The sequence below is a fragment of the Nonomuraea sp. MTCD27 genome, from assembly GCF_041950495.1.
Lineage (GTDB): Bacteria > Actinomycetota > Actinomycetes > Streptosporangiales > Streptosporangiaceae > Nonomuraea.
This window is the reverse complement of record NZ_JBGNUW010000012.1, coordinates 339,471-355,500: the sequence shown is the minus strand read 5'-3', so window position 1 is coordinate 355,500 and position 16,030 is coordinate 339,471. Positions and strand designations below refer to the sequence as shown.

The following is a 16,030-nucleotide window of genomic DNA, read 5'->3' as shown; positions in this document are numbered from 1 at the left end:
TTCGTACACTTAGGAGTTGCGATGACGACCTGGACCCCCGCCTCCATGCCCGACCAGACCGGCAAGACCGCCATCGTGACCGGCGCCAACAGCGGCATCGGCCTGCCCACCGCGCTGGAGCTGGCCCGGCACGGCGCGCACGTCGTCGTGGCGGCGCGCGACCCGGAGAAGGGCGGCGAGGCGGTCGCGCGGATCCTGCGGGAGGTGCCGGGCGCCCAGGTGGAGTACGGGCGGCTCGATCTGGCCGACCTGGACTCGGTCAGGCGGTTCGCCGAGGGCGTGGACAAGGTGGACCTGCTGATCAACAACGCCGGCATCGGCATGGTCCCGAGGCGGGAGACCAAGGACGGCTTCGAGCTGCAGTTCGGCACCAACCACCTGGGGCACTTCGCGCTCACGGGCCTGCTGCTGCCGCTGCTGGTCGCCAGGCCCGGCGCCCGGGTCGTGACCGTGTCCAGCGACGCCCACTCGGTCGGCCGGATCGACTTCGACAACCTGGACCTGGAACGCGGCTACGGCCGCATGTCCGCCTACGGGCGCTCCAAGCTCGCCAACCTGCTGTTCACGCTGGAGCTGCAGCGGCGGGCCACGAAGGCGGGGATCGACCTGAAGAGCATGGCGACCCACCCCGGCATGACGGCCACGCGGATCGTCAAGCTGGGGCCGTTCCAGCCGCTCCTGGGCGTGTTCCTGCAGTCGGCCGAGGCCGGCGCCGTGCCCTCGCTCTACGCCGCCACCTCGCCCGACGTGCGGGGCGGCGAGTATTTCGGGCCCAAGGCCAAGCTGCTGGAGCCGTCGCAGGCGGCCCGGTCGGAAACGACCGCCGCACGGCTGTGGGACGTGTCCAGCGAGCTGACGGGCGTACGATTCGAGAAGTTCGCCAATCTCTGAAGGACGTGCACGTGGCTCCACTCGACCCTGAGCGTGACAGGGCCATTCTCGACGCCACGATGGAGCTGCTGTCCGAGGTCGGCTACGACCGCATGACGGTCGACCAGATCGCCAAGCGGGCCAGGGCCAGCAAGGCCACCATCTACCGGCGCTGGGCGGGCAAGCCCGAGCTGGTGGTCGACGTCATCTGCCGGCGCTTCGACACGGACGCGCCGCCCGGCGAGGACACCGGCTCGCTGCGCGGCGACCTGGCCTCGATCTTCCGTGGCCTGTGCGAGGCGGTGGAGCGCAAGCACACGCTCGTCATCGGGCTGTCCTCGACGCTGGTGTCCAACCAGGAGCTGGCCCGCACGCTGCGCGCCCACATGCCGGCGAAGAACCTCGGCGACGTGCGGGCGCTGCTGGAGCGCGCCGTCAAGCGCGGCGAGCTGGCCGGGCCGGTCGATCCCGGGCGCCTGTTCGGGCTGGCCGAGGCGCTGGTGTGGCACCGCATGATCTTCGCGGGGCCGCCGTTCGAGGCGGCGTTCGTCGAGGAGTCGGTGGACGGCGTGCTCATGCCGGTGGTCAGGGACTGGGCGGGCTAGTCGCCCGGGCCAGGTAGGCACAGACGGGAAAACCCTCTCCCGCGTACGGCTCCGCGAGCCGGAGATAGTGGCCCCTGATGCGCTCGACCGTCTCCGGCGGCTGGCCGGCGATCATCGCGAACCGGGGCCCGCCCGCCTGCACGATGTCCGTCCACCAGGTCGCGAGATCCACCCGGTGACGCCACCTGACGGTCTCCACGGCCGCCCCGGCGAAGCCGGCGCCCGCCAGCAGGGCGGTGAAGCGCCGCGGGGTGTCGTGGGAGGTGAAGGGGCGGGCCGGGGGGTCGTAGGGGACGCGGGCGGCGGCGATGGCCTCGGTGAAGACGTTCGTGGCGGTCATCTCGTCGGACTTCCACCAGGTCAGGGCGAGCGCCCCGCCCGGACGCAGCACGCGGTGCAACTCCCTGAGCGCCGCGGCGGCGTCGGGCACATGATTGATGACGAAATTTCCGGCTATCGCGTCGAACTGCCCGTCCTCGAACGGGAGGTCGGGCAGCGCGGCCAGCCGGACGGTCGCGTACGGGTGGCGCCGGGAGGCCAGCTCCAGCATGCCGGGATCGGCGTCCACGGCGGTGACCTCGGCGCCCACCGCGAGCGCCGCCGCCGTCACCACTCCGGTGCCGCAGCCCACGTCGAGCAGGCGGGGGGCGCGGACCTGGCAGGCCGAGGCGAGGAGGGGACCGACGGTGTGGGAGCTGAGGTGGGCGAAGCCGCGATCGTACGCTTCGGCGTTGGTCACGCGGCCCAGCCTAGCCCAGCCGCCGAACCTCACATTCTGATGTGAGATTTCCCCCTAAAGGCTGTTTTTTCGGGAAATGTCGCCCCTAATGTCATCCGCATGACCATCGACGCCTTCATCGACGCCCTCCCCAAGGTCGAGCTCCACGTGCACCTGGTGGGCTCGGCCTCGGTACCCACCGTGCTGGAACTGTCGCGCCGCCACCCCGGCACCGAGGTGCCCACCACGGAGGAGGAGCTGCGCCGCTTCTACACCTTCACCGACTTCCCGCACTTCGCCCGGGTGTACCGGGCCGTCAACGCGCTGGTCCGCGAGCCGGAGGACGTGGCGACCCTCGTGCTCGGGCTGGCCCGCGACCTCGCCCCGCAGGGAGCCCGCTACGTGGAGCTGCAGGTCACGCCGTACGCCCACCACATCGTCGGCATGCCCATGCGCGAGGTCACCGAGGCCCTGGACCTGGCCGCCCGCCGCTCGCTGGCCGACCACGGCGTCGAGATGGCCTACATCTTCGACATCCCCGGCGAGTACGGCGAGGAGGCCGCGAAGATCACCCTGGAGCACGCCCTCCAGGAACCTCCCGCCGCGCTGGTAGGTTTCGGCATCGGCGGGATCGAGCAAGAGCGCCCGAAATATCGGGACGCCTACCGTTCGGCGTTCTCGGCCGCCCGGGCGGCGGGCCTGCACAGCGTCCCGCACGGCGGGGAGATGTCCGGCCCGGAGACGATCTGGGAGGTCATCGACGGCTACGGCGCCGAGCGCATCGGCCACGGCATCAACTGCCTGTCCGACCCCCGCCTGGTGGCCCACCTGCGCGAGACCCAGCTCCCGCTGGACGTGTGCCCGACCTCCAACCTGTGCACCGGCCAGATCTCCCGCATCGAGGACCACCCGCTGCCCCGGATGCTGGAGGAGGGCCTGTACGTCACGCTGAACAGCGACGACCCGCCGATGTTCGCCACGACGCTGGCCGAGGAGTACCGGGTGGCGGCCGGGGTGTTCGGCTTCGGGAAGGAGGAGCTGGCGCTGCTCGCGCGCAACGGGGTGCGGGCGTCCTACCTGGCAGAGGAGCGCAAGCGGATGCTGGAGGCGGAGATCGACGCGCTGGTCGCCGCCTCGTAGCCGCCGGGCCCGCGCGGGCGCCCGGAGACCACGCTGGCAGACCTCAGGGGGACGCGATCCGGCCCAGGCCCGGCGGGATCTTGCTCGCCGCCGCCCGGTCCAGCAGGAACAACGTCCGCCCCCGGCCCCGCGCCCCCGCCGCCGGCACCTGTACGGGACCCGAGTCCGACAGGGCCAGCCGGACCGCGCCCGACTTCTCCTCACCGGCCGCCACCACCCACACCTCGCGCGAGGCGTGGATGGCCGGCAGCGTCAGCGAGATGCGCGTCGGCGGCGGCTTGGGCGAGCCGTGCACCGCCACCACCGGACGCGTGTCGTAGAGCGCGGGCATCCCCGGGAAGAGCGAGGCCACGTGGGAGTCGGGGCCCATGCCGAGCAGCATCACGTCGAAGTTCGGCACCGGCCCGTGGTCCTCCGGCCGGGCGGCCTTGCGCAGCTCGGTGGCGTAGGCGTCGGCCGACTCCTCGGCCGACATGCCCGAGTCGGGGCCGCGCATGACGTGCACCCGCTCCGGGTCCACGTCCACGTGGTCCAGCAGGGCCTCACGGGCGCCGGTCTCGTTGCGTTCCTTGTCGCCGGTGGGGACGAAGCGCTCGTCGCCCCACCAGACGTCCAGGCGCCGCCAGTCCACGGCGTCCCGGGCGGGCGTGGCGGCGATGGCCGCCAGGGTGGCGATGCCGACCGTGCCGCCCGTCAGCACGATCGAGGCCGAACCCTTGGCCGACTGCACGTCGACCAGCCGGGTGATGATCCGCGCCGCCACGGCCTTGGCCAGGACGTCGGCGTTGCGGTGCACGACGATGCTGGGAACGCTCACTGTCATCCCTTGTACGTCCTGGCGAACCGCTTGACCGCGGCCTCGTAGATCTCGTCGGTGTCGAGCCTGCGCAGCTCCTCGGCCAGCAGCTCCGAGGTCTGCCGCCGGGCCAGGGCCACGTTCCTGTCGGGCTGGCCGGGGCGGGAGAGCGTGGCCAGGCGGGCGTCGGACCTGGTCACCGTCAGATCACCCTCGCCGAGCTGCAGGCGTACGGAGGTCAGGCCGGGCCCCTGCGAGTCGGCGACCCTGATCGGCGCCCCGAGCCGCTCCGACAGCCACGCGGCCAGCAGCGGCGCGCTCGGGTGACCCGCCGCGGCCTCCACGACGCCCTTGCGCACCTTGCCCACCGGCTGGTCGAACGCGGCCGCCAGCAGGCTGCGCCACGGCGTCAGCCGGGCCCAGGCCAGGTCGGTGTCGCCGCGGGCGTATCCCTTGGCCCGGACCACCAGCGTCTTGACGCCGCCGTCGTCGAAGCCCTTGGCGTCGGTGATGCGGCGCTGCGCCAGCGCCCCGATCGCGTCCTTGGACGGCACGTCGGGAGCCGAGCCCGGCCACCACGCCACGACCGGCGTGTCGGGCAGGAGCAGCGGGCTGACCACGGAGTCGGCGTGCTCGGTGAGCTCGCCGTACAGGCGCAGCACGACCACCTCGCCGGGCGTGTTCTCGCCGATCCGCAGCTCGGCGTCGAGCCTGATGGGCTCGTCCTCCTCGCGCTTGATCACCACGATGATGCGCGACGGGTGCTCGCGGGCCGCCTCGGTGGCGGCGCGCAGCGCGTCGTACTGGTGGCGCTCCTCGCTGATCACGACGAGCGTGAGCACCATGCCGATGGCCGGCGCCCCCATCTGGTGACGCAGGTGCGTGAACTGGGCGGCGATCTTCCCGGCCGTGGTGTCGGTGAGCATAAAGGTCGTCATCTAGAGCCTCCTCCACACGCGGCCGTCGCGGGCCATCATCGCGTCGGCGGACTCCGGCCCCCACGAACCGGACTCGTAGCCCTCCGGCTGCCCCTGGGTGGCCCAGAACTCCTCGATCGGGTCCAGGATCTTCCACGACAGCTCCACCTCCCGCTGGTGCGGGAAGAGCGGCGGGTCGCCGATCATCACGTCGAGCAGCAGCCGCTCGTACGCCTCCGGCGACGACTCCAGGAACGACTCGCCGTAGGCGAAGTCCATGGAGACGTCGCGGACCTCCATCTGCGTCCCGGGCACCTTCGAGCCGAAGCGCACCGTGATGCCCTCGTCCGGCTGGACCCGGACCACCAGGGCGTTCTGGCCGAGGATCTCCGTGTCGTCCTTGCTGAAGGGCAGGTGCGGCGCCCGCTGGAACACCACGGCCACCTCGGTGACGCGGCGGCCCAGGCGCTTGCCGGCGCGCAGGTAGAACGGCACCCCGGCCCACCGCCGGTTGGCGATCTCCAGCTTGACGGCGGCGTACGTCTCGGTGGTGGACTCGGCGGAGATGCCGTCCTCCTGCAGGTAGCCGACGACCTTCTCGCCGCCCTGCCAGCCCGCCGAGTATTGCCCGCGCGCCGTGTTGAGCCCCAGGTTGGCCGGCAGCTGCACGGCCTTGAGCACCTTCTCCTTCTCCCGCCGCAGCGCGGAGGCGTCGAAGGACGTCGGGTCCTCCATCGCGACCAGCGCGAGCAGCTGGAGCAGGTGGTTCTGGATCACGTCGCGGGCCGCGCCGATGCCGTCGTAGTAGCCCGCGCGCCCCCCGATGCCGATGTCCTCGGCCATGGTGATCTGCACGTGGTCGACGAAGCTGCGGTTCCAGATCGGCTCGTAGAGGTTGTTGGCGAACCTCAGGGCCATGATGTTCTGGACGGTCTCCTTGCCCAGGTAGTGGTCGATCCGGAAGATCGAGCTCTCGGGGAAGGCCGAGGTGGTGATCTCGTTCAGCTCGTGCGCCGACTTCAGGTCGTGCCCGAACGGCTTCTCGATGACCACCCGCCGCCACGACCCCTCGGGCGCGTCGGCCAGCCCGGTCCGCTTGAGCTGCTCCACCACCACGGGGAAGAACTTCGGCGGCACCGACAGGTAGAAAGCGTAGTTTCCGCCGGTGCCCCGGGTCTCGTCGATCTCAGCCAAGGCCATGGCCAGCGCGTCGAACGCCCCGTCGTCCGAGAACTCGCCGGGCACGAAGTGGATGCCCTCGCGGATCTGCTTCCAGACCTCCTCGCGGAAGGGAGTCCGGGCATGAGCCTTGACGGCGTCGTGCGTCAGCTGGGCGAAATCCTGGTCCTTCCAATCCCGCCGGGCGAACCCGACCAGCGAGAATCCGGGTGGCAACAGCCCCCGGTTCCCCAGGTCGTAAATCGCCGGCAGCAGCTTGCGCTTGGCCAGGTCACCCGTCACGCCGAACAACACCATCACGCATGGTCCCGCCACCCGGGGCAACCGCTTGTCGCGCGGGTCGCGCAGCGGGTTGGCGGCCGCCACTTCCAAGGTGGTGGAGGTGCCCGCGACGGCCGCCGCCACGGTGGCGGCCTCCTCCGCGGGTGCTGCCGGGTCAGTCATCTCAAGCCTCCTGTGCGGCTGCGAGCAAACGCGCGACTCCCGCCGCGCGGTCGGTCAGATGCAGGCGTACGGCCGGACGCCCGCGGGTTTCCAGCGCCCCCAGATCACCGAGCGCCTGGGCGAGCTGGAGCCGGCCCAGCGAGTAGGGGGCGCCGGGGACGGCGACGTCCTCGGAAACCTCCCCGGTGATCAGCAGGAACACCCCGTTCTGCGGCCCGCCCTTGTGGTATTGCCCGGTCGAGTGCAGATAGCGGGGCCCCCACCCGAACGTCACCGGCCGGTTCGTGCGCAGCGCGAGCAGGGCCCGCAACGTCGCCGGATCGGCCATCATCCAGGCGTCCGTCATCTGCTCGAAGTCGGCCCCGTCGGGCACCGGAGCGTCGAAGGCCGCCAGCCGGTCGAGGTAGGCCAGGACCGCCAGGTAACCGTCGCCCGGGATCGCGTGCAGCAGCTCGGCGAACAGCCCGGGCAGGTCCTTGGCCGTCGCCGACCCGTACGCCTCGACCGGGCCGTCCACGAACGCCGGCGCGCCGGCCGGCAGGTCGGGCAGGGCCAGCAGGGTCGCGGTGTTCTCCTTCGACTCGGCCACGTTCGGCTGGTCGAAGGGGTCGATCTCCAGCAGCGACCCGACGATGGCGGTGGCGTATTCCCAGACCAGGAACTGCGCGCCCAGCGGCCCGTCCACGCGTACGTCCCCGACGTCCGAATCGATCGCGACGATCAGCTCGTCGCCGCTCTCGTTGGGATCGGCGCCCACGACCGGCAGGATCCCCCTGCCCTGCTTGCCGGTGGACTCGGCGACGAGCTGCTCGATCCAGTCGGGCAGCCCGGTGATGGGCGAGAGCTGGTCCTCCAGCACCAGCTTGTCGCGGCCGGCCAGCGCCGCGCCGCCGAGCGCGGCCCCCAGGTCGAGGCCCGGGTTGCCGGTGTCGCGCGACAGCAGCGGCAGCACCTCGTCCGCCTCGTCGAGCAGCCGCTCCACGTCGGCGCCCGCCAGCGCGGCGGGCACCAGCCCGAACGCCGACAGCGCCGCGTAGCGGCCGCCCACGTCGGGCACGGCGAGCACCAGCTCGTAGCCGCCGTCCACGGCCCGCCGCTCCAGCGGCGAGCCCGGGTCGGTGACGACCACGATGCGGCTCGCGGGCGCCAGGCCCGCGTCGGCGAAGAGCCGCTCGTAGACGCGCAGGTGGCAGTCGGTCTCCACGGTCGAGCCGCTCTTGCTGGCCACGACCACGACCGTGGATTCGAGCTGGTCCGTCAGGGCGCGGCGGGCCTGCCCCGGGTCGGTGGTGTCGAGCACCGTGAGCGGCACGTCGGCGGTGTTGCAGATGACCTCCGCCGCCAGCGACGAGCCGCCCATCCCGGCCAGGACCACGTTCGTCAGGCCCGCGGCGCGGGCCCGGCCGGCGAGCTCGCCCAGCACGGGCAGGAGCTCGCGGGAGGAGCGGGGCAGGGTCAGCCAGCCGAGCCTGACCGCCGCCTCCGCCTCGGCGTCCTCACCCCACAGCGTGGGGTCGCCGGCGGCGAGCCGCGCGGGCACGCCGTCGGCGATGAGGCGCCCCGCGACGGAGGAGGCGGCCGAGGCCACCCCCTCCTCGCGGTAGGAGACCTCCATCACGGAACCAGGTTCTTGGTGACGCTCTCGAGCAGCTCGTTCCAGGACGCCTCGAACTTCTCCACGCCCTCGTCCTCCAGCACCTTGACCACGTCGTCGTAGTCGACGCCGGCTTCCTTGAGCGCGGCCATGGTGTTCCAGGCCTGCTCGTAGAAGGGGCGCACGGTGTCGCCCGTGATGTTGGCGTGGTCGGCCGTGGAGTCGAGCGTCTTCTCCGGCATCGTGTTGACGGTGCCGGGGGCGACGAGCTGGTCGACGTAGAGGGTGTCGGAGTATTCGGGGTTCTTGACGCCGGTCGAGGCCCACAGCGGCCGCTGCGGGCGGGCGCCCGCCGCGCGCAGGCGCTGCCAGCGCTCGGAGTTCATCACGTCCTCGAACGCCGCGTACGCCAGGCGCGCGTTGGCCACGCCCGCCTTGCCCTTCAGCTCCGGCTTGCCCAGCTTGTCGAGCCGCTTGTCGATCTCGGTGTCGACGCGGCTGACGAAGAACGAGGCCACCGACTCGATCGTGGCCAGGTTGAGGCCCTTGGCCTGCGCCGCCTCCAGCCCGGCCAGCCAGGCGTCCATGACGGCGCGGTAGCGCTCGAGGGAGAAGATCAGCGTGACGTTGACGCTGATGCCCTCCGACAGCGCCTGCGTGATCGCGGGCAGGCCCTCCAGGGTCGCCGGGATCTTGATGAACAGGTTGGGCCGGTCCACCATCCACCACAGCGAGCGGGCCTCGGCGACCGTCTTCTCGCTCTCGCGGGCCAGCCGCGGGTCGACCTCCAGCGAGACGCGGCCGTCCACGCCGCCGGAGGCGTCGTAGACCGGGCGCAGCACGTCGGCGGCCCAGCGGATGTCGTAGGTGGTGATCGCGCGTACGGCCTCGCCCACGTCGACGCCGCGCACGGCCAGGTCGTGGAGCTGGGCGTCGTAGGCGTCGCCCTTGCTGAGCGCGTTGGCGAAGATCGTCGGGTTGGAAGTCACCCCGACGACGTTCTTCTCGCGGATCAGCTGTTCCAGGTTGCCGCTGCGCAGGCGCTCGCGGCTGATGTCGTCAAGCCAGATGGCCACGCCCTGGCCGGACAGCTTGTTGAGGATCTCGCTCATCTTTTCTTCAGTTTCCCGTCGTCTCGCCCTTGTCCTGACCCAGCTTGGCCAGGCTCGCCTTCGCCGCGGCCGCCACCCGCTCCGCCGTCAGACCGAACTGCTCGTACAGAGTCCTGTACGGCGCGGAGGCACCGAAGTGTTCGAGGCTGACCACTTCGCCGCACTCGCCGACGAATTCGTGCCAGCCGAGCGCGATGCCCGCCTCGACCGCGACGCGAGCCCGGATCGACGAGGGCAGAACCGTCTGCCTATATGCGGATTCCTGCCCCTTGAACCACTCAACACACGGCATCGAGACCACTCGCGTGGGGATGCCCTGCGCCTCGAGCAGTTCGCGGCCGTCCACCGCGATCTGCACCTCGCTGCCCGTGGCGATGAGGATGACCTTCGGCTGGCCGTCGGACGCGTCGCGCAGCACGTAGCCGCCGTGGGCCACGCCGTCGGCGCTGGTGCCCTCGTAGACGGGCAGGTTCTGCCTGGTCAGCGCCAGGGCGGCGGGCCGGTCGGTGTGCTCCAGCACGGCCTTCCAGGCGTACGCCGTCTCGTTGGCGTCGGCCGGGCGCACCACGTCGAGGCCGGGGATCGCGCGCAGCGCCCACAGGTGCTCGATCGGCTGGTGGGTGGGGCCGTCCTCGCCCAGGCCGATGGAGTCGTGCGTCCACACGTAGGTGACCGGCAGCTTCATCAGCGCGGCCAGGCGTACCGACGGGCGCATGTAGTCGGAGAAGACCAGGAACGTGCCGCCGTACGGGCGGGTGCCGCCGTGCAGGGCGATGCCGTTGAGGATGGCGCCCATGGCGTGCTCGCGGATGCCGAAGTGCAGCGTGCGGCCGTAGCGGTTACCGGGGAACTCCTTGGTCTGGTATTCCTCCGGGATGAAGGACGGCTCGCCCTTCATCGTGGTGAGGTTGGACTCGGCCAGGTCGGCCGAGCCGCCCCACAGCTCGGGCAGCACCGGCGCGAGCGCGCCCAGCACCTCGCCGGACGCCTTGCGGGTGGCGACCGAGGCGCCCACCTCGAACGAGGGCAGCGCGGTGGCCCAGCCGGCCGGCAGCTCGCGGTGCGAGATGCGGTCGAGCTCGGCGGCCCGCTCGGGGTTGGCCAGGCGCCATTCGGCGTAGGCCTTCTCCCACTCGGCGTGGTCGGCGCGGCCGCGCTGGGCGATGCCGCGCACGTGCTCCAGCACCTCGGCCGGCACGTGGAAGGTCTTGGCCGGGTCCATGCCCAGCACTTCCTTGGTGGCGGCGACCTCCGCCTCGCCCAGGGCCGAGCCGTGGATCTTGCCGGTGTTCTTCTTGTTGGGGGCCGGCCAGCCGATGATGGTGCGCAGCCGGATGAACGACGGCCGGTCGGTCTCGGCCTTGGCCGCCTGCAGGGCGTCGTAGAGCGCCTGGACGTCCTCGACGTAGTCGCCGGAGGCGGTCCAGTCGACGCTCTGGGTGTGCCAGCCGTAGGCGTCGTAGCGGGCGACCACGTCTTCCGACAGGGCGATCTGCGTGTCGTCCTCGATGGAGATGTGGTTGTCGTCGTAGATGACGATGAGGTTGCCCAGCTTCTGGTGGCCGGCGATCGAGCTGGCCTCGTGGCTGATGCCCTCCTCGATGTCGCCGTCGCTGACGAAGCACCAGATGTGGTGGTCGAACGGCGAGGAGCCGGCCTCGGAGTCGGGGTCGAACAGGCCGCGCTCGCGGCGGGCCGCCATCGCCATGCCGACCGCGTTGCCCAGGCCCTGGCCGAGGGGGCCGGTCGTGGTCTCCACACCCGCCGTGTGGCCGTGCTCGGGGTGGCCGGGGGTCAGGCTGTCCCACTGGCGCAACCGCCTGAGGTCGTCCAGCGTGAGGCCGTAGCCCGACAGGTAGAGCTGGATGTAGAGCGTCAAGCTCGAGTGGCCGCACGACAGCACGAACCGGTCACGCCCGAGCCACCCGGGATCGGTGGGGTCGTGACGCATCACGCGCTGGAAAAGCAGGTATGCGGCGGGGGCCAGGCTCATGGCGGTGCCGGGATGACCCGAGCCCGCCTTCTCCACTGCGTCCATGGCCAGGGCTCGAACGACGTCGACCGCCTGCTTGTCCAGGTCGGTCCATTCAAGGGCTGGCACGAGTTCGGTGCTCAAGTGCTCGGTCTCCGGAATCTAGTTGTCATTGGTCTGCCGGTCGGCTGTCCCGCCCGAGACGGGCCGCCTTCCGGCGGCCTGCCGCAGGTTGCGCGCCCGCGCCTACACGGGACCCTAACCGAGTGGGGCTGGCGATCGATTCCCATCCCACCCTCGCGTGTCCATGTACGGCGCAAGCCCCCCATTGGCCGGACCGGCCGACCCTGCGACTACAGTTTGTTTGTTCGCAGGGGCGTCACGGCGCCCGCCCATGGATCCGCTCTTTACAGAGGTTACGCGTTGACTCCGCACAGGCTGGAAGCGCCTTGACGGTGCTGACCAACAGGCAGGCGACGGCCCCCTCACCGCAGGTGAAGGCGCCGCGCTCGATAGGCATGACCATCAGGGCCTACATCGCGCTCACCAAGCCGCGGATCATCGAGCTGCTGCTGATCACGACGCTGCCGGTGATGTTCCTCGCAGCGGGCGGCCTTCCGCCGCTGTGGACGTCGATCTCGGTCATGGTGTTCGGCACCCTGTCGGCGGGCAGCGCCAACGCGCTCAACTGCTACGTGGACCGCGACATCGACCAGAAGATGCGCCGCACCCGCCGCCGGCCGCTGGCCAGGCACCAGGTCTCGCCGCGCGGGGCGCTGGTGTTCGGCATCGTGCTGGGCATCCTGTCCACCGTGGGGCTGTGGCTGACCACCAACTGGCTGGCCGCGGTGCTGGCACTCGCGGCGATCCTGTTCTACGTGCTGGTCTACTCGATGATCCTCAAGCGGCGCACGGCCCAGAACATCGTCTGGGGCGGCATCGCGGGGTGCATGCCGGTGATGATCGGCTGGGCCGGCATCACCGAGCGGCTCGACTGGGCGCCGCTGGTGCTGTTCGGGGTGGTGTTCTTCTGGACGCCGCCGCACACCTGGACGCTGGCCATGCGTTACAAGGAGGACTACGCGGCGGCCAAGGTGCCGATGCTGCCCGTGGTGGCCACCGAGCGCCGGGTCGTGCTGGAGTCGATCGCCTACACCTGGGCGACCGTGCTGTGCTCGCTGGCGCTGTGGCCGGTGGCCGGCACCACGCTGTTCTACCCGGTCGTGGCCGCCGTGCTGGGCGTCATGTGCCTGTGGGAGGTGCACCGCCTGCTGGCCCGGCTCAACGCCGGCAAGAGCGGTGTCGACCTGCGGCCCATGCGCTTCTTCCACTGGTCCAACGCCTACCTGGCGCTGCTGTTCCTCGCCGTGGCGATCGACCCGCTGCTCGCCTGACCCGTTCCGGCCCGGCCGTCGCGCCGGGCTTTTTTCCATCCGTATCATGCACATATGAATAGCTCTTCAGGTGTTTGTGACGGGGCTGGACGGGTGCGTGGTGCAGGAGCCGGACGCCGCCCGGGTCGCGGCCACCCGCGACCGGCTCGTCACGCCTGAGGAGGCCACGCGGCTGGCCGAGCTGTTCCGGCTGCTCGGCGACCCCACCAGGGCCCGGCTGCTGTACGCGCTGCTGGAGGCGGGGGAGCTGTGCGTGTGCGACCTGTCGGACGCGGTCGAGGTGACCGACACGGCGGTCTCGCACGCGCTGCGCCTCCTGCGTACGGCGGGCATCGTGGCCGGCCGCAGGGCCGGCCGGATGATCTACTACCGGCTGGCCGACGCCCATGTCCGCATGCTGCTCGACCTGAGCCGGGAGCATCTGAAGGAGACCGGATGAGCGGAGGTCACGGGCACGGGCACGGTCATGGCCTGAGCGCGGAGGCCGACCGGCGCTGTCTGATCGGTGCGCTGGCGCTCATCCTCGGCTACATGGCGGTCGAGGTGGTCGCCGGTGTGGTCGCCAACTCGATCGCGCTGATCTCCGACGCCGCCCACATGCTGACCGACGCCAGTGCCATCGCGCTGGCCCTGATCGCCATGCGCATCGCGGCCAGGCCGGCCAGGGGCGCCTACACCTTCGGCTACAAGCGCGCCGAGATCCTCTCCGCGCAGATCAACGGGGTGACGCTGCTGCTCCTGGTGGCGTACTTCGTCTATGAGGGCGTGCGCAGGCTCCTGGAGCCGCCCGAGGTGGACGGGCCGGTCGTGGTGGTCACCGCCGTGGCCGGGATCGCCGTCAACGCGCTGGCCGCCTGGCTGCTGTCCAGGGCCGACCGGCGCAACCTGAACGTCGAGGGCGCCTTCCAGCACGTGCTCAACGACATGTACGCGTTCATCGCCACGGCGGTGTCCGGCCTCGTGGTCTGGCTGACCGGCTTCCGCCAGGCCGACACGATCGCCGCCCTCGTCGTGGCCGCGCTCATGCTGAAGGCCGGCTGGGGGCTGCTGCGCGACTCCGGCCGCGTGCTGCTCCAGGCGGCGCCCAGCGACCTCGACCCGGACGAGATCGGCCGCCTGCTGGCCGCCGAGCGGGACGTGGAGGAGGTGCACGACCTTCATGTCTGGACGGTGACGAGTGGGTACCCCACACTGTCGGCCCACGTGCTCGTGGCGAAGGGCTCCGACTGTCACCGGGTGCGCACGCGGCTCGCCGACCTGCTGCACGAGCGGTTCGAGATCGGCCACACCACGCTCCAGGTCGACCACGGCATCCCCGGCCTCGACCGGCACTGCGCGGACCCGCACGGACCCCGGCACTCTGATCCGTTAAAGTCACCCTATGGCGACCCGTGATCCACGCTGGGTGTTGAAGGACCGCCCGTCGTTCGCGTTGATCATCGGGCTGGTCCTCACCGGCATCTGCGCTCTGGTCTCGTTCTCCTTCGACGTGTTCAACGGCGCGCCGGTGCAGTTCTTCATCGCCCTGGCGCTGGCGCTGGCGCCCGTGCCGCTGCTGCTGGCGGCGGTGCTGGCGCTCGACCGGATGGAGCCCGAGCCGCGCAGCAACCTCGTCTTCGCCTTCGCGTGGGGCGCGGGCGTCGCCGTGCTGGTCGCCGGTGTGATCAACTCGCTCAACCTGCACTACATCATCGACACCGCCAAGCTGTCGGAGGCCAGCGCCCGCAACATCGCGGCCACGTTCGGCGCCCCCGTGGTGGAGGAGACGATGAAGGGCCTGGTGCTGCTGGGGCTGCTCAGGTTCCGCCGGGCCGAGCTGGACGGCCCGACCGACGGCATCATCTACGCCAGCATGGTCGGCCTCGGCTTCGCCATGAGCGAGAACGTCAGCTACTACATCTCCGCGCTGTCCGGGCAGGGGTTCAAGGGGCTGGCGGTCACGGTGGTCCTGCGCGGGATCCTGTCGCCGCTGGCGCATCCGCTGTTCAGCTCGATGATCGGGGTCGGCGTGGCGTACGCGGCCCAGCGGGGCGGCCCCGAGCGGGTGACCTACGTGCTGGCGGGCTGGTCGGGGGCGATGATCCTGCACGGGCTGTGGAACGGGCTGGCCTCCTACGGCGGGTTCCCCGGGCTCGTGGTGGCCTACCTGGCGCTGCTGGTCGTGCTGGTGGTGCTCATCGGCGTGGTGTTCAGGGACCGGCGGCGGATCGTGGCGCTCATCCAGCGCTATCTGCCGCCGTACGAGCCGACCAAGCTGGTCAACGAGGCCGACATCTACATGCTGTCGGCCTTCTCCCGGCGCCGCCAGGCCCGGCAGTGGGCCAAGGCCCACGGCGGCAAGCGGGGGCTGCGCGCGATGCGCGACTACCAGCTCGCCGCCACCGAGCTGGGGCTGCTGCACGAGCGGGCGGGCCGCCACATGGTCGACGAGCACACCTTCCACGAGGAGCAGCGGGCGCTGCTGGAGTGCATGAGCACCGCGCGCGCGGACTTCCCGGTGCCGTCGATGCACGCCCGATCGGTGGCCAGGGGCTCACCGCCGCCGGGTTACGCGCCGGGCGCGCCCGGCTGACCGAGGATGCGGGTGAGCGAGACCTCGCGCGGCCCGGGGTAGATCGGGTCGGAGTGCAGGACGAGGGCGTCGGCGAAGGCCTTGGCGGTGGCGAGCAGCTCGCGGGCGGCGTAGGCGTAGGTGGTGGAGGCCCATCGACGGGCCGAGTCGTCGCCCGCCCCGAAGGCCTCCAGCCCCGCCGTCCGGCACAGCGTGACCGCCCTGGGGATGTGGAACTCCTGGGTCACCACCGTCACCCGCTCGGCCCCGAACACCTTGCGCGCCCGCACGCACGAGTCCCACGTGTCGAACCCGGCGTAGTCCAGCACCATCACCGTGTCGGGCACGCCTCTGGCGCGCAGGTAGTCGCGCATGGCCGTGGGCTCGTCGTACTCCTTGCGGCTGTTGTCGCCCGACAGCAGCAGCGCCCGCACCTTGCCCGCGTGATAGAGCTCGGCGGCGATGTCGAGCCGGCGGGCCAGCATCGGGGTGGGCTGCCCGGCGTAGAGCCCCGCCCCCAGCACGAGCGCGGCCTGCGTCTCGGGCACCTGCCCGAGCCACTCCCGGCCCTCGGCCATCACCCGGTGCCCCGAGCTGCCGAGCCAGGCCCACGTCATGGGTGCCAGGGCGAGCACGCTGAGCAGCACGAGTCCCTGGTACGCCCGGCGCAGCCCCTTTCGAGTGGGGCGGACTTTTCCCAGCAAATCGCACCCCTTCTGGGCCGGGGGAGTGGCGAAC

Annotated in this window: 15 protein-coding genes; 7 read left to right on the top strand and 8 right to left on the bottom strand. The window is 71.3% G+C overall.

Features of this window, described 5'->3' with window-relative positions; translation table 11 throughout:
• Positions 1 to 21: 21 nt before the first annotated feature.
• Together ACBJ59_RS33185 and ACBJ59_RS33180 are read left to right on the top strand one after the other, a co-directional pair.
• Positions 22 to 891, top strand: coding sequence for an oxidoreductase (locus ACBJ59_RS33185; RefSeq protein WP_375114136.1), 870 nt, complete (start codon positions 22 to 24; stop codon positions 889 to 891).
• 11 nt (positions 892 to 902) lie between these two features.
• On the top strand, positions 903 to 1,475 hold the full coding sequence (locus ACBJ59_RS33180; protein WP_375114135.1) for a TetR/AcrR family transcriptional regulator: 573 nt from the start codon (positions 903 to 905) through the stop codon (positions 1,473 to 1,475).
• On the opposite strand, the gene ACBJ59_RS33175 is transcribed toward ACBJ59_RS33180, so the two are convergent.
• Positions 1,456 to 2,214 (bottom strand): class I SAM-dependent methyltransferase, encoded by a 759-nt coding sequence (locus ACBJ59_RS33175; RefSeq protein WP_375114134.1) that lies wholly within the window; start codon positions 2,212 to 2,214, stop codon positions 1,456 to 1,458. The genes ACBJ59_RS33180 and ACBJ59_RS33175 overlap by 20 nt on opposite strands.
• Positions 2,215 to 2,313: 99 nt before the next feature.
• Between ACBJ59_RS33175 and add the strand changes: the two genes are divergently transcribed.
• Positions 2,314 to 3,333: an adenosine deaminase gene (gene add, locus ACBJ59_RS33170; RefSeq protein ID WP_375114133.1), complete on the top strand. Its 1,020-nt coding sequence runs from the start codon at positions 2,314 to 2,316 to the stop codon at positions 3,331 to 3,333.
• A gap of 43 nt (positions 3,334 to 3,376) precedes the next feature.
• Here the strand turns inward: add and pgl are convergent, their stop codons facing one another.
• From pgl to tkt, 6 genes are read right to left on the bottom strand one after another with little or no spacing between them, the layout of a single operon-like run.
• On the bottom strand, positions 3,377 to 4,150 hold the full coding sequence (gene pgl / locus ACBJ59_RS33165) for a 6-phosphogluconolactonase (protein ID WP_375114132.1): 774 nt from the start codon (positions 4,148 to 4,150) through the stop codon (positions 3,377 to 3,379).
• Between the two features lie 2 nt (positions 4,151 to 4,152).
• Entirely contained in the window at positions 4,153 to 5,067 is a 915-nt protein-coding gene (locus tag ACBJ59_RS33160; protein ID WP_375114131.1) for a glucose-6-phosphate dehydrogenase assembly protein OpcA, read from the bottom strand.
• Entirely contained in the window at positions 5,068 to 6,669 is a 1,602-nt protein-coding gene (gene zwf, locus ACBJ59_RS33155; protein WP_364120309.1) for a glucose-6-phosphate dehydrogenase, read from the bottom strand.
• A 1-nt stretch (position 6,670) separates the two neighbouring features.
• Entirely contained in the window at positions 6,671 to 8,284 is a 1,614-nt protein-coding gene (locus tag ACBJ59_RS33150; protein ID WP_375114175.1) for a glucose-6-phosphate isomerase, read from the bottom strand.
• On the bottom strand, positions 8,284 to 9,375 hold the full coding sequence (gene tal / locus ACBJ59_RS33145; protein ID WP_375114130.1) for a transaldolase: 1,092 nt from the start codon (positions 9,373 to 9,375) through the stop codon (positions 8,284 to 8,286). The genes ACBJ59_RS33150 and tal overlap by 1 nt, the downstream gene beginning before the upstream one ends.
• 7 nt (positions 9,376 to 9,382) lie before the next feature.
• Positions 9,383 to 11,413, bottom strand: coding sequence for a transketolase (gene tkt / locus ACBJ59_RS33140; RefSeq protein ID WP_375114174.1), 2,031 nt, complete (start codon positions 11,411 to 11,413; stop codon positions 9,383 to 9,385).
• A 383-nt stretch (positions 11,414 to 11,796) separates the two neighbouring features.
• On the opposite strand from tkt, the gene ACBJ59_RS33135 reads away from it, so the two are divergent.
• The 4 genes from ACBJ59_RS33135 to ACBJ59_RS33120 all read left to right on the top strand — a co-directional run bounded on the left by ACBJ59_RS33135 (position 11,797) and on the right by ACBJ59_RS33120 (position 15,313).
• Complete coding sequence (locus tag ACBJ59_RS33135; protein WP_375114129.1) at positions 11,797 to 12,741, top strand: heme o synthase; 945 nt, start codon at positions 11,797 to 11,799, stop codon at positions 12,739 to 12,741.
• Between the two features lie 76 nt (positions 12,742 to 12,817).
• Entirely contained in the window at positions 12,818 to 13,180 is a 363-nt protein-coding gene (locus tag ACBJ59_RS33130) for an ArsR/SmtB family transcription factor (RefSeq protein ID WP_375114128.1), read from the top strand.
• Positions 13,177 to 14,136, top strand: coding sequence for a cation diffusion facilitator family transporter (locus ACBJ59_RS33125; protein ID WP_375114127.1), 960 nt, complete (start codon positions 13,177 to 13,179; stop codon positions 14,134 to 14,136). The genes ACBJ59_RS33130 and ACBJ59_RS33125 overlap by 4 nt, the downstream gene beginning before the upstream one ends.
• Positions 14,123 to 15,313, top strand: a complete 1,191-nt coding sequence (locus ACBJ59_RS33120) for a PrsW family intramembrane metalloprotease (protein ID WP_375114126.1) — start codon at positions 14,123 to 14,125, stop codon at positions 15,311 to 15,313. Before ACBJ59_RS33125 ends, ACBJ59_RS33120 begins: the two co-directional genes overlap by 14 nt.
• Here the strand turns inward: ACBJ59_RS33120 and ACBJ59_RS33115 are convergent.
• Entirely contained in the window at positions 15,289 to 15,996 is a 708-nt protein-coding gene (locus tag ACBJ59_RS33115) for a vancomycin high temperature exclusion protein (protein WP_375114125.1), read from the bottom strand. The two genes, ACBJ59_RS33120 and ACBJ59_RS33115, sit on opposite strands and share 25 nt — an antisense overlap.
• Positions 15,997 to 16,030: the final 34 nt, after the last annotated feature.

Bases quoted from the DNA above. Each gene is read 5' to 3' on its own strand.
- tal (WP_375114130.1), bottom strand. From the start codon at position 9,375: ATGAGCGAGATCCTCAACAAGCTGTCCGGCCAGGGCGTGGCCATCTGG.
- ACBJ59_RS33160 (WP_375114131.1), bottom strand. From the start codon at position 5,067: ATGACGACCTTTATGCTCACCGACACCACGGCCGGGAAGATCGCCGCC.
- ACBJ59_RS33150 (WP_375114175.1), bottom strand. From the start codon at position 8,284: ATGGAGGTCTCCTACCGCGAGGAGGGGGTGGCCTCGGCCGCCTCCTCC.
- ACBJ59_RS33120 (WP_375114126.1), top strand. From the start codon at position 14,123: ATGGCGACCCGTGATCCACGCTGGGTGTTGAAGGACCGCCCGTCGTTC.
- zwf (WP_364120309.1), bottom strand. From the start codon at position 6,669: ATGACTGACCCGGCAGCACCCGCGGAGGAGGCCGCCACCGTGGCGGCG.
- tkt (WP_375114174.1), bottom strand. From the start codon at position 11,413: ATGGACGCAGTGGAGAAGGCGGGCTCGGGTCATCCCGGCACCGCCATG.
- ACBJ59_RS33185 (WP_375114136.1), top strand. From the start codon at position 22: ATGACGACCTGGACCCCCGCCTCCATGCCCGACCAGACCGGCAAGACC.
- add (WP_375114133.1), top strand. From the start codon at position 2,314: ATGACCATCGACGCCTTCATCGACGCCCTCCCCAAGGTCGAGCTCCAC.
- ACBJ59_RS33125 (WP_375114127.1), top strand. From the start codon at position 13,177: ATGAGCGGAGGTCACGGGCACGGGCACGGTCATGGCCTGAGCGCGGAG.